This window comes from Janibacter cremeus (genome assembly GCF_013409205.1).
GTDB lineage: Bacteria > Actinomycetota > Actinomycetes > Actinomycetales > Dermatophilaceae > Janibacter > Janibacter cremeus.
This window is the reverse complement of sequence record NZ_JACCAE010000001.1, coordinates 1,685,499-1,697,688: the sequence shown is the minus strand read 5'-3', so window position 1 is coordinate 1,697,688 and position 12,190 is coordinate 1,685,499. Positions and strand designations below refer to the sequence as shown.

The window sequence follows — 12,190 nt, the reverse complement described above, 5'->3', positions numbered from 1 at the left end:
CCTGGCAGGAGCGGTGGCCGACCACCGCAGCACCGTGGCCGCCTACGGGCTCCCCGGCGAGCGGGTGCTACGCGGCGAGGAGCCGGTATCGGGCCCCGTCGGCGAGGGTGAGGTGTCGCTCGGGTCCGGCGACTGCGACTGCGACTCCGAGTCCGTCGACGTCGGCTCGGACTCCTCGGACGTGGACTCCGAGTCGGACGGCTCACTGGTCTCGCTGGTGCTGCTGGGTGACTCCGTGACGGTCGAGGCGGCCTTCTCCGCGATGACGAAGGTGACCTCCGTGCCCTGCTCGACGCTGCCCGCTGCGGGGTTCTGCGCGAGGATCGTGCCGACCGGTGCCGAGGACTCCTCGGTCTGCTCCTTGACCTCGAGGTTGAGGTCGTAGAGCTCGGAGCGCACGTCGGAGACGTCCTGACCGACGTAGTCCTTCAGCTCGACCTGACCGCTGGCGACGACGAGGTCGACCGACGCGCCCTTCGACACCGTCTCGGACACCGACGGAGAGACGGAGATGACCTTGTCCGGCCCCTGCTCGGCGGAGTCCTCCTCGGTGACGTCGCCGACCTCCAGACCGACGTCCTCGAGGGCGCCGGTGGCCTCGGACCTGGTCATCCCCACGACATTGGGCACGCTGACGTCTGCAGGACCGGCGGAGACGATGAGGGTGACCTCGTCGCCCTCGCGCGCCGTCGATCCCTCTCGCGGGTTCTGGTCGGTGACCTGACCGACGGTCTTGTCGCTGGGCTCGGCGCGTGAGTCGACCTCGAGTCCCAGGTCGGTCAGCGTGGCGGTGGCCGACTCCTCGCTGGTGCCGACGACCTTGGGCACGGTGACCTCCGGCGGGCCCTGGGCGGCGGACCAGGCGAACCAGCCGAGGAGGGCGAGCGGGATCAGCAGCAGTGCTGCGAAGAGCCAACCGAGCCGTGAGTTGCGCCGTCGCTCGGTCGTGGCGGGGATCGACGCGGTGTCGGGGTCGCTGCGGGGGCCCGTCGCCGACTCGGCGCGCGGGGCGGCAGCGACCGTCGGCAGGCTGGTGGTCGCGGCCTCGAGCCGGGAGGTGGCCACCGGGCTGATCGGTCGTCCGTGGGCGAAGGCCGCCAGGTCCTGGGCCATCGCCCGGGCATCGGGGTAGCGATCGTCCCGGTCCTTGGTCAGCGAGTGGACGACGACGGCGTCCAGCTCGGAGGGGACATCGGAGTTGACCGACGACGGGAAGGGGATGTCGGCGTTGACGTGCTGGTACGTCAGGGAGATGGGCTCGCCCGTATAGGGGGTACGCCCGGTGAGCAGCTCGAAGAGCAGGCAACCCGTGGAGTAGACGTCGCTGCGCTTGTCGACCGTCTCACCGCGTGCCTGCTCCGGCGAGATGTACTGCGCGGTGCCGATGACGGCCTGGGTCTGGGTCATCGTGGCCTGGGTGTCGGCGATGGCGCGGGCGATGCCGAAGTCCATTACCTTCACGTCGCCGGCATGCGTGACCATCACGTTGCCGGGCTTGATGTCCCGGTGCACGATCCCCATGTCGTGGCTGTAGTCGAGCGCCTCGAGGACGTGCTGGACGATGCGGGAGGCCTCGTACGGGTCGAGCGTGCCCGTCTCGGAGTCGTTGAGCAGCTCCCGCAGGGTGAGCCCGTCGACGTACTCCATCACGATGTACGGGATGTCGAGCGCCGCGCCACCCGACTCGCGGACGTGCTCCTCGCCGGAGTCGTAGACGGCCACGATCGAGGGATGGTTCAGGCCTGCCACGGACTGCGCCTCACGCCGGAAGCGCGCGAGGAAATCCGCGTCCCGGGCGTGGTCGGTGCGCAGGATCTTGATCGCGACGGGGCGGCCCAGACGGGCGTCGTGGCCGAGGTGGACCTCGGCCATGCCGCCTCGACCGATGAGCTCCCCGACCTCATAGCGTCCGCCGAGCAGGCGAGGTGACGTGCTCATGGTGCCTCCCGTGACGTGCAGATGGCCGGCGTGGTGGTCGTCGTGGTGCTCACTCGAGGGCCGCCTTCATCACCGCGCTGCTGATCGGTCCTGCCACGGACCCTCCGTAGGCCTCGCTGCCGGCGCGACCGCCGTCCTCGACGACGACCGCGACGGCGACCTCGGGGTTGTCCGCCGGCGCGAAACCGGTGAACCACGCGTGCGGTGCGGCGTCCGGGGCGTGCTCCGCGGTGCCCGTCTTGCCCGCGACGCTGACGCCGGGCACCGCCGCGGGGGTGCCTGTGCCGTTGGTGACGACGAGCTCCATCATGTCGGTGAGCTGGTCGGAGGTCTCGGCGTCCATGGCCTCGGAGAGCTTCTCCGGCTTCGTCTCCTCGATCGTGGACAGGTCGGAGCCGAGGACCGACCCGATCATGTAGGGCCGCATCACGTCCCCGTCGTTGGCCACGGCCGCGCTGACCATGGCGACCTGCAGCGGGGTGACCCGCACGTCGTACTGTCCGATGCCCACCTGCGCCTCCTGGGGCGGGCTGAGCTTCGTCGGGACGCTCGAGGGAGCGACGTCCATCGGGACCTGGAGGTCGTCACCGAAGCCGAACTTGCTCGCCTGATTGCGGATCTTCTTCCCGCCGAGCTCCATGCCGAGCCAGCCGAAGGCGGTGTTGCACGAGTTCTGCACCGCGATCTCGAGGCTGACCTCGTCGTTGGGGCCGCAGGGCTGGCCGCCGTGGTTGGGCAGGCCGACATCCGTCTGTGGCAGGTCGAGATTCGCCGGGCCGGGGAGCATCGAGTCCGGGTCCCACTCGCCGTCCTCGAGGGCCGCGGCGGCGGTGACGATCTTGAAGACCGATCCCGGGGGATAGAGGTTGCCGCCGATGGCCCGGTTGACCAGCGGGCGGGCGGGGTCGGAGTTGAGCCGCTCCCAGGTCTCCTTCTCGACGTTCGGGTCGTGGCTGACCAGCCCGGTGGGGTCGTAGTCGGGGTGCGAGACCATGGCGAGGATCGCCCCGGTACGCGGGTCCAGCGCGACGACCGCACCCCGCTGGTCCCCGAGCGCCTGCTCGGCGGCCTGCTGCACCTTGGGGCGCACCGTCAGCTCGAGGCTGGCGCCCTTGGGCGTACGGCCGGCGATGGTGCCGGTGATGCGGTCGTAGAAGAGCTTGTCGTCCCGCCCCGAGAGCAGCCCGTCGGCCGCACCCTCGACACCACCGCCCGGGCCGTAGGTGAAGGAGTAGTAGCCCGTGACGTGGCTGTAGAGCTCGGGATGGGTGTAGACGCGCTGCCACTGCAGGTCGTCCGAGGAGGGCTCGGATGTCGCGATCGGCTGCCCACTCAGGAGGATCTGCCCGCGCTCGCGGGCGTAGTTCTCCAACTGGGTGCGGCGGTTGCCGTCCGCGTTGTTGATGTCCTGGGCACCGAGCACCTGGATCCAGGTGCTCGAGGCGAGGATCGCGGCGAACATCAGCGTCACGAGCATCGACAGACGTCGGATCGGTTGGTTCATCGCGTTTTCACCACCTGGGTGGGTGCGTCCATCGACGCCGGGTCGAATTCCGGCTCGGGACGGCGCGCGTGGTCACTGATGCGCAGCAGGATCGCGATCAGTGTCCAGTTGGTCAGCAGCGATGACCCGCCGTAGGCGACGAAGGGCAGGGTCAGGCCGGTCAGGGGGATGACCCGGGTGACGCCGCCGATGACGACGAAGATCTGGATCGCCAGGACGAAGGTCAGGCCGGTGGCGAGCAACTTGCCGAAGCCGTCGCGCAGGCCGATGGCCGAACGCAGTCCCCGCTCGATGAGCAGGGCGTAGAGCATGATGATCGCGAAGACGCCGATCAGGCCGAGCTCCTCGGCGAGGCTGGTGAAGATGAAGTCCGACTCCGGCAGTGGCGTCATCCAGGGGCGGCCGCGCCCGAGCCCGGTGCCGGAGATCCCGCCGGCGGCCATGCCCATGATCCCGGTGGCCAGTTGGCCGCACTGGTCGGCGCCCTCCTGGGAGAAGGTGTCGGTCCAGCACAGGATGCGCGTCTGGATGTGGCTGGCGAACTGGTAGGCGACGACGGCGCCGATCGCGGCGAAGGCGAGACCGAGGACGATCCAGGAGATTCGCTCCGTGGCGACGTAGAGCATGGCCACGAAGAGACCGAAGAGCAGCAGCGTCGTGCCGAAGTCGTTCTCGAGCACGAGGACGAGCGCAGCGGCGACGCAGGCGATGAGCAGCGGACCGAGGTCACGGGCGCGGGGGAAGCTGATCCCCATGAACTTGCGGCCCGCCAGGGCGAGCATGTCGCGGGTCTGCACGAGGTACCCGGCGAAGAAGATCGCCAGCAGGATCTTCGCGACCTCCGCGGGCTGGAAGGTGAAGGACCCCAGCTTGATCCAGATGCGGGCGCCGTAGACGGTGTGCCCGAGCGGGGTCAGCGGCATCGCGATGAAGATGAGCGCGAGCAGTCCCGAGGTGTAGGTCAGCCCGCGCAGCGTCCGGTGGTCGCGCAGGGTGACGAGCACGAGGAGGGCGATCGCGACGCCCAAGCCGGTCCACAGAATCTGTCGTGAGGCCAGGCCGGAGGTGAAGTCATTGCCCGCCGCGAGATCGAGGCGGTGGATCATCACCAGGCCGATGCCATTGAGCAGCGTGACGATGGGCAGGATGATCGGGTCGGCGAAACTGGCCCGCCAGCGCAGCACGAGGTGCACGCCGAGCGCGATGAGGCCGAGGACACCGGCGTGCCCGAGCAGGTCCGGGGGGATCTCGCCGTCCTGGGCCACGGTGACGTTCGCGTAGGCGACGACGACGACGCCGAGCGCCAGCGCGGTGAGCAGCAGCTCGATGTTGCGCCCGCGCGCCGGGGTGATGGTCGTGATCGCTCGACTCATCTGCCGCACGCCTCCCCGGAGGCACGCAGGTCGCTGCACTTCTGTGCGGCGACGCGCAGGCTGTCGACCCGCTGCTCGGCCTCGCTGCGCGAGCTGACGGAGATCGTCTCCTCCACCTCGCTGCGGTAGAAGGAGGGCAGCTCGTGCAGCTCGATGTCGGTCTGCTCGACGACGGTGTGCAGGGAGACCGGACCGAGGTCCTGGGCCACGCCGCGGTAGAGCGTGACGTTGTCGTCCTGGACGCCGACGAAGTACTGCGTCTGGGTCCAGGCGTACCCCCCGTAGGCGATGGCGCCGAGGAGGAGTACCGCGATGCCTGCCCCGAGGATGCGACGCAACCACCGACGACCGGAGCCGCGCTCCTCGTCCAGCTCCACCCCTTCGTCCTCGTCCTTGCTGGTAAGGGCGGCGGCCCGCGATGCCGGCGAGTCCTGGGTGCGCTTGCCGGGCCGGCGCAGAGCGGCCGAGCCCACCACCTGCGGCTGCGTCGAGGGCGCGCTGATGGCGTCGACGACGTCCGCCACGATGACGGTGACGTTGTCGGGAGCGCCGGCGCGCAGGGCGAGGGAGACGAGGTCGTCCGCGGCCTGGCCCGGACGGGTGCCTTCGGTGAGGATCTCCTCGATGGTGTCCAGGGCGACGAAGCCGGACAGTCCGTCGGAGCAGAGCAGGTACCGGTCGCCGCGCCGGGCCTCGCGGGCGCCCAGGTCGGGCTCGTCATCCTCGGAGCCGGTGAGCACGCGGGTGACGACGGATCGCTGGGGGTGGGTGCTGGCCTCCTCCTCGGTGATCCGTCCCTCGTCGATGAGGGTCTGGACGAAGGAGTGGTCCTTGGTCACCTGCGACAGCTGACCCTCGCGCAGCAGGTAGGCACGGGAGTCGCCGATGTGGGCGAGGATCAGCTTGTTGCGGGCGCGCATCAGCGCCGTGACCGTCGTGCCCATGCCCTCGAGCTCGGCGTGGTCGGCGTAGGTGCGCGCGATCTCCTCGTTGGCGGCGGTGATCGCCTTGCCCAGCTGCAGGGAGGCCTCGGCCGCCGTGAGGGAGTCGTGGTCCATCTCGACGAGCTCGGTGATGACGGTCGCGGAGGCGAGGTCGCCGCCGGCGTGCCCGCCCATGCCGTCGGCGACGGCGAGCAGGTGCGGACCGGCGTACCCGGAGTCCTGATTGTCCTTGCGGACGAGCCCGACGTCCGAGCGAGCGGCGTAGTGGAAGGTCAGCGCCACGTCAGCTCCTCAGCTCGATGACGGTGCGCCCGATGCGGATCGCGGTCCCGGTCTCGACGGGGACGGGGTCACCGACCCGGTACTGCCCCAGGAAGGTGCCGTTGGTCGAGCCGAGGTCCTCGACGTACCAGCCGTCCTCGGCCCGGATGATGCGCGCGTGCCGCCCGGAGGCGAACTCGTCGTCGAGCACGAGCGAGCACTCGGGGTTGCGGCCGATGAGCACCCCGGAGTCGCGCAGCGGCAGCGACGTGCCGGTCAACGGACCCGTGGTGAGCACCAGGTGGGTCGGCACCCGTGGGTTGCGTGGTGGACGGGGCCCGGCCGATGCCCCTGCCGGGCCGCGCGTTCCCTTCGGCTTCTTCTTCGCCGGCGCCGGGCGGCGGTTGACCACCCGGGTGCCGAAGAGGTCGGTGCGCAGGACCGAGGCGACCGACAGCACGAACACCCACAGGAGCACGAGCAGGCCGAGACGCAGGACGGTTACCGTCAACTCGCTCACGTCGCTGCTCCGTTCGGGTGGGGACCGTCAGCGACGGCCGGCATGGAAGGTGGCGTGGGTACGACCGGCGGTGACCCGGTCACCCTCGGTCAGTCGGACGGCATCGGTTGCTTCACCGTTGACAAAGGTCCCGTTGGTCGAGCCGAGGTCACGCAGGTGGGTGACGAATCGGGGGCCGTCCTGGGTGACGCGGACCTCGCAGTGTCGCCGCGAGATACCGGGGTCGTCGAGGACGACATCGGCACTCTCGTCGCGACCGAGCACGGTCATGGCGCTGATCAGCGGGTAGCGCTCGCCGGCGATCTCCAGCCACGGGCGCTCGTCGACGGACACGGGTGAGGGAGCCGAGCGCGGTGGGACCGCGCGCTGGACGGAGGTCGGTGCGTCGTCGTCCGCCGGCCGGGGGCGCGGCGGCGGTGGGGACGAAGGGGGATCCTCCCCGGCGGGTGCGGACGCCCGCGGCGCCGCGGGTCGCTCCTCGAGCTCCCAGCCGCCGGAGTACTCGTCGTAGCCGTCGTCGTCCACCTCGGGTGTGGTGTGGGCATCCACGTCGGCACGCTCGACCCGTTGACGAGCGGTGGCAGGACGCACGCGGAAGACACCGGTCTCCAGCTCCTCGTCCCGGTCGAAGAGGACCTGCAGGGGCCCGCCGGGCTGGTACCGCTGGGACTCGGCGTGCTCCTGGGCCGCAGCGATGAGCTCGTCCTCGAGCTCCTCGTCGAACTCGGTCAGTCGCTCGTAGTCGTCGGGTGCGAGCTCGACCGTGAAGAGGTTGGGGACGACGGTGCGCCCGCGGCCCAGGATCGTCGCGCGGTCGTCCATGGCCCGCCGCAGCGCGGAGGCGAGCTCGAGAGGCTGGACCTGGGCCCGGAAGGCGCGGGCGAAGACACCGTTGACGGTGCGTTCCAGCTTGCGCTCCATGCGTTCGAACAGACTCACGCGCGGGCTCCTCCCTTCGCTGTGTCGCTCCGGCGTCATCCCGCACCGGATGGCACAGGTGCGACGATCCTAACCGCGGAGCCTGTCCGAGCGCTGGACCCGGTCGGTGTGGGGGGAGATCGAACCGGACGCCCGATCCCATTTTGGGAATCGGGTCGATCATGGGGCATGATGGGACGGCTCACGCGCCCGATGACGGGCGGGTGGCACTCACGCGAGAGTGGCGGAATGGCAGACGCGCTGGCTTCAGGTGCCAGTGTCCGAAAGGGCGTGGGGGTTCAAGTCCCCCCTCTCGCACCAACCATGAGTCATCGACGAAACCCTCGTCCTGGAGCAACCAGGGCGAGGGTTTCGTCATGTCGAGGGTCGTGGCTCAGTCGGGCACGACGTTCATCTCGTCCGGGTCCGGACCCCGACGTCCCTGCTCGCCCTTGTCCAGGTTGCTGACCGCGCTCATCTGCTCGTCGCTCAGCTCGAAGTCGAAGATCGCGAAGTTCTGCTGGATGCGACCCGGGGTCACCGACTTGGGGAAGATGATGTCGCCCCGCTGCAACTGCCAGCGCAGCACGACCTGGGCGGGCGTGCGCTCGACGTCGCCGGCGATGCCGACCAGCACCGGGTCGTCCAGGACGGCGCCCTGCGCGATCGGGGACCACGACTCGACCTGCGCCCCGTGCCGCCGGGTGGCCTCGCGGGCGGCGTCATTGGTGAAGTAGGGGTGCACCTCGATCTGGTTGACCGCCGGGACCTCGCCGGTCTCGGAGACGATTCGGTCCAGGTGGTGCGGCTGGAAGTTCGAGACCCCCACCGAGGTGGCCAGCCCGGCCTCGCGCAGCTCCAGCAGGGCACGCCACGTGGAGACGTAGTCCCCGTCGTGCACCTGAGGCATCGGCCAGTGGATGAGGAAGAGGTCGACGTGGTCCAGCCCGAGCAGCTCCAGCGACTCGTGCAGGGAGCGCTCGGCGTCCTCGGGCAGGTGGTTGTTGTTGTTCAGCTTGGTGGTGATGTAGAGGTCCTGGCGGGCCAGCCCGGACTCGGCGATCGCCTCGCCCACGCCCTTCTCGTTGCCGTACATCTGGGCGGTGTCGATGTGCCGGTAACCGGCTTCGAAGGCCGTCAGCACCGCCTGCTTGGTCTCCTCGGGCGGGATCTGGAAGACCCCGAAGCCGAGCTGCGGGATGGTCGTTGCGTCGTTGAGCCTCAGCGTCGGAACAGTCATTGCAAGGTCAGCGTCGAGGACCGCCGACGCTATTCCACGGCCGATCGGTGCCACCACGTCGACGCGGCGGCCCGCATCGGATGATCTGATGACGCGAGAGTAATAAACACGGCCAATTTGGTGTTTAAAGATGGTCGCGGCAAGACTGGCCACCCGACGCCGGTACGGCTGCTCCACAGGGGAGGCGGCCGGGCGAAGGGAGGCGGAGACGCGTGCGTGGCGTGTCCCGACAGGAGGTACTGGTGCTGTCCGAGACCACTGCTGCAACCGTACGCGCGACCCTGCCGGTCATCGGGGCGAAGATCGGCGAGATCACCCCGATCTTCTACCGGCGGATGTTCGCCGCCCACCCGGATCTCGAGCGTGATCTGTTCAACCGTGGCAACCAGGCCCAGGGCGACCAGCAGCGCGCGCTCGCCGGGGCCATCGCGGCCTACGCGACCCTCCTGGTCAGCGAGGAGGGGCCGGACGTGGACACCCTCCTGGCCCGGATCGCGCACAAGCACGCCTCGCTCGGGATCGCCCCGGACCAGTACCCGATCGTGCACCGGCACCTCTTCGAGGCGATCGGCGAGGTCCTCGGCGATGCCGCCACCCCGGAGGTCGTCGCGGCGTGGGACGAGGTCTACTGGGACATGGCGCACGCCCTCATCCGGATCGAGAAGGGGCTGTACTCCGGCTTCGGTGTCTCGCCGGAGGAGGTCTGGCAGGACCTCGTCGTCGTCGAGCGGCGCCAGGAGTCGCCGGACACCGTCTCCTTCCGGGTCGGCCGGCGCGATGGTGGTCAGCTGCCGCAGGCCCGTCCGGGACAGTACGTCTCCGTGCAGGTCACCCTGCCCGACGGAGCGCGGCAGATCCGCCAGTACAGCCTGACCCGCGCCCCCCGGCGCACGACGTGGGGCCTGACGGTCAAGGCCGTCCCGGAGACCGGGGGGAGCGGTGTGACGGCACCCGCCGGAGAGGTGTCGAACTTCCTGCACGACAACCTCTTCGAGGGGGACCCGATCCGCTGCTCCCTCCCCTTCGGCGACCTCGTCCTCGAGGACCGCCCGGACCCCGTGCTGCTCGTCTCCGCCGGTATCGGGTGCACCCCGATCATCGGCATGCTGCACTACCTCGTGCGTACCGAGAGTGACCGGCCCGTCACGGTCCTGCACGCCGACCGTTCACCGGCCCGGCACCCGCACCGGCAGGAGCTGGCGGAGCTCGTCGACCAGCTCGAGGACGCGCGGCTGCACCACTGGTACGAGGACCTGGGGGTGCGACCGGCGACCGAGACCATCCGGCGCGGTCTGATCGATCTCGACTCCACCCAGATCGACTCCGATGCGCAGGTCTACCTCTGCGGGCCGTTGCCCTTCATGGAGGCCGTACGCGAGGGGCTGGCCGAGCGCGGCGTGCCCGAGTCGCACGTGCACTACGAGGTCTTCGGGCCGGACACCTGGGTGCCCCACACCTCGCCGGAGATGGCGAACGCCTGAAGTCGGGCGCTGGGCCGGCCCGGTCACCGTCGGTGCCGGCCGGGCCCGCGCCCCCTTCGCCACTGGCTGACCGCATCGGTGCCCCACAGCGCCCAGGCGATCAGCACCGGCTGGAAGAACAGCCGGATCACCCGTCCACGGTCGGTGTCGAGGCCGAAGGCGTCCCGGTGCTCGGTCAGCTGCGCGATGTTGCCCGGGAGGACTGCCACGAAGAGGGCCGCGGCGGCCAGCCCCACGACAGCCCGGTACGGCTGTCGCCACGTCGCCAGGAGCGCCACGCCCAGGGCGACCTCCACGACCCCGGAGAGCACGACGACGGTGTCCACGTCCAAGGGCACCCATGGCGGCACCTGCGCCCGGAACTCCACCCGGGCGAAGGTCAGGTGGCCGGTGCCGGTGAAGACCAGCGCGGCACCGAGCACGGTCTGGGCGAGCGATCTCAGGGAGGTCTTCATCTGCTGACCGTACGCGGATGCGGCAGGGCCGGACCGCTCTGCTGGCCCGCTCGGAAGAACGAGACGAGGAGTCGGATGAACTCAGCTGTCGAGACGGCCGGACCCAGCACGCTGATGGCCGGAAGCTCTTCCCGGCTGTGCGTCAGAGTGCGACGCCCACTGCGGTGAGGAGTTCGCGCAGGGCAGCCCCGAAGTCCCGCTGCTGACCGATCTCGTTGCCGGCGAAGGACTGGATCCCCCCGCGGTACGTCCCGTCGTTCTTGCCGGCTGTGCCCACGTAGAGCGCACGTCCGGCCATGAGTGATTGTGTCGTCGGGTTCGCCTCGATGGCCGGCCGGGAGGCCTGCAGCTGCTCCACCTGCTCTGGACTGAAGGGCGCACCCTTCGCGCTGCCGACACCGGCCACGATGTGCTTGCCGCCGTTCACCTCGAGGGTCACGTGACCGATCGTGGTGTTCGCCTTCCCCTTGATCTGCCCGGCCTGGGCGTCGAAGAACGCTCCGCCCGGTCCGGTGAGCCACACGCGTCCCGGGAGGACGCCGAGGATGGTCGGCTCGGACTTGGTGGTCATCAGCCGCGGGAAGCGGTAGACGCCCATGAGGATCGGTGGGGATGACTCAGACTGCATGGGTTCAACCTAGGGGTGTGAGGCAGGGTTGTGCCATGAACTCCACCACGATCAGCCACGACCTCGACGACGGCGTCCTCACGGTCACCCTCGACCGGCCGGAAGCGCTCAACTCCTTCACGCCTGCGATGGCCGACGAGCTCGAGCAGACCTTCCGGGAGGTCAACGACGACGATTCGGTGCGCGCGATCATCGTCACCGGCGCCGGGAAGGCGTTCTGCGCCGGCATGGACCTCACTGCGGAGGGCAACGTCTTCGGTCTCGAGGAGTCCCAGGACCCGGGACTTGCGGAGATGGACGACCTCGAGGACCCGGCACTCCACGGCATCCGCGACACCGGCGGGCGCGTCACGCTGGCCATCCACGACTGCCGCAAGCCGGTCATCGCCGCGATCAACGGCGCCGCCGTCGGGATTGGCGCCACGATGACCCTGGCGATGGACGCTCGCCTGGTCTCGACGAAGGCCCGCGTCGGGTTCGTCTTCGGGCGGCTCGGCATCGTCCCCGAGGCGGCCTCGTCGTGGTTCCTGCCGCGGATCGTCGGTCTGCCCACGGCGCTGGATCTCATCCTGTCCGCCGAGATCCTCGACCCGGACGCAGCCGTCGCTGCCGGGGTGGCCACGGGGCCGCACGAGAGCGACGACCTGCTCGACGCGGCCCGGGAGCTCGCAGACCGCTGGACGAAGGGGAGGTCCCCCGTCGCGGTCGCGCTCGCCCGACAGATGCTGCGTCGCAACGCCGCCGAGGACCACCCGATCGAGGCGCACCGGATCGACTCGCTCGCGATGTTCCACACGAGCATCGGGGACGGCAAGGAGGGCGTGGCGGCCTTCCTGGACAAGCGTGACCCGCAGTTCACCGGGCGCGCCTCGCAGATGCCCGCCTTCTACGACGAGTGGATCGCCCGGGGCGAGAGCTGACCGGCGGC

At 70.0% G+C, this 12,190-nt stretch carries 11 protein-coding genes and 1 tRNA gene; 3 read left to right on the top strand and 9 right to left on the bottom strand.

Annotation, left to right across the window (positions count from 1 at the left end):
* Positions 1–42 precede the first annotated feature (42 nt).
* From pknB to BJY20_RS08005, 6 genes are read right to left on the bottom strand one after another with little or no spacing between them, the layout of a single operon-like run.
* Positions 43–1,938 carry a Stk1 family PASTA domain-containing Ser/Thr kinase gene (pknB, locus tag BJY20_RS08030; protein ID WP_185991052.1) on the bottom strand — a complete coding sequence of 632 codons (1,896 nt, stop codon included), beginning with the start codon at positions 1,936–1,938 and terminating at the stop codon, positions 43–45.
* Positions 1,939–1,987: 49 nt separating this feature from the next.
* Complete coding sequence (locus BJY20_RS08025) at positions 1,988–3,442, bottom strand: peptidoglycan D,D-transpeptidase FtsI family protein (RefSeq protein WP_185991051.1); 1,455 nt, start codon at positions 3,440–3,442, stop codon at positions 1,988–1,990.
* Positions 3,439–4,815 (bottom strand): FtsW/RodA/SpoVE family cell cycle protein, encoded by a 1,377-nt coding sequence (locus BJY20_RS08020; RefSeq protein ID WP_185991050.1) that lies wholly within the window; start codon positions 4,813–4,815, stop codon positions 3,439–3,441. Before BJY20_RS08020 ends, BJY20_RS08025 begins: the two co-directional genes overlap by 4 nt.
* A complete protein-coding gene (locus BJY20_RS08015) occupies positions 4,812–6,041 on the bottom strand; it encodes a Stp1/IreP family PP2C-type Ser/Thr phosphatase (RefSeq protein WP_185991049.1) in 1,230 nt (409 codons plus the stop codon). The genes BJY20_RS08020 and BJY20_RS08015 overlap by 4 nt, the downstream gene beginning before the upstream one ends.
* 1 nt (position 6,042) lies before the next feature.
* Positions 6,043–6,540: an FHA domain-containing protein FhaB/FipA gene (locus BJY20_RS08010; protein ID WP_185991048.1), complete on the bottom strand. Its 498-nt coding sequence runs from the start codon at positions 6,538–6,540 to the stop codon at positions 6,043–6,045.
* Between the two features lie 27 nt (positions 6,541–6,567).
* Positions 6,568–7,479 (bottom strand): FHA domain-containing protein, encoded by a 912-nt coding sequence (locus BJY20_RS08005; RefSeq protein WP_343062814.1) that lies wholly within the window; start codon positions 7,477–7,479, stop codon positions 6,568–6,570.
* Between the two features lie 214 nt (positions 7,480–7,693).
* Between BJY20_RS08005 and BJY20_RS08000 the strand changes: the two genes are divergently transcribed.
* Positions 7,694–7,779, top strand: a tRNA-Leu gene (locus BJY20_RS08000).
* A gap of 73 nt (positions 7,780–7,852) precedes the next feature.
* Here the strand turns inward: BJY20_RS08000 and BJY20_RS07995 are convergent.
* Positions 7,853–8,698, bottom strand: coding sequence for an aldo/keto reductase (locus BJY20_RS07995; protein WP_185991047.1), 846 nt, complete (start codon positions 8,696–8,698; stop codon positions 7,853–7,855).
* A 242-nt stretch (positions 8,699–8,940) separates the two neighbouring features.
* Between BJY20_RS07995 and BJY20_RS07990 the strand changes: the two genes are divergently transcribed.
* A complete protein-coding gene (locus BJY20_RS07990) occupies positions 8,941–10,179 on the top strand; it encodes a globin domain-containing protein (protein WP_185991046.1) in 1,239 nt (412 codons plus the stop codon).
* A gap of 23 nt (positions 10,180–10,202) precedes the next feature.
* Here BJY20_RS07990 and BJY20_RS07985 read toward each other — a convergent pair whose 3' ends face one another.
* Both BJY20_RS07985 and BJY20_RS07980 read right to left on the bottom strand, forming a co-directional pair.
* On the bottom strand, positions 10,203–10,634 hold the full coding sequence (locus BJY20_RS07985) for a DoxX family protein (protein WP_185991045.1): 432 nt from the start codon (positions 10,632–10,634) through the stop codon (positions 10,203–10,205).
* A 142-nt stretch (positions 10,635–10,776) separates the two neighbouring features.
* Complete coding sequence (locus BJY20_RS07980; RefSeq protein WP_185991044.1) at positions 10,777–11,262, bottom strand: hypothetical protein; 486 nt, start codon at positions 11,260–11,262, stop codon at positions 10,777–10,779.
* A 35-nt stretch (positions 11,263–11,297) separates the two neighbouring features.
* Here BJY20_RS07980 and BJY20_RS07975 point away from each other — a divergent pair, with 35 nt between their 5' ends.
* Positions 11,298–12,182 carry a crotonase/enoyl-CoA hydratase family protein gene (locus tag BJY20_RS07975; protein WP_185991043.1) on the top strand — a complete coding sequence of 295 codons (885 nt, stop codon included), beginning with the start codon at positions 11,298–11,300 and terminating at the stop codon, positions 12,180–12,182.
* Positions 12,183–12,190: the final 8 nt, after the last annotated feature.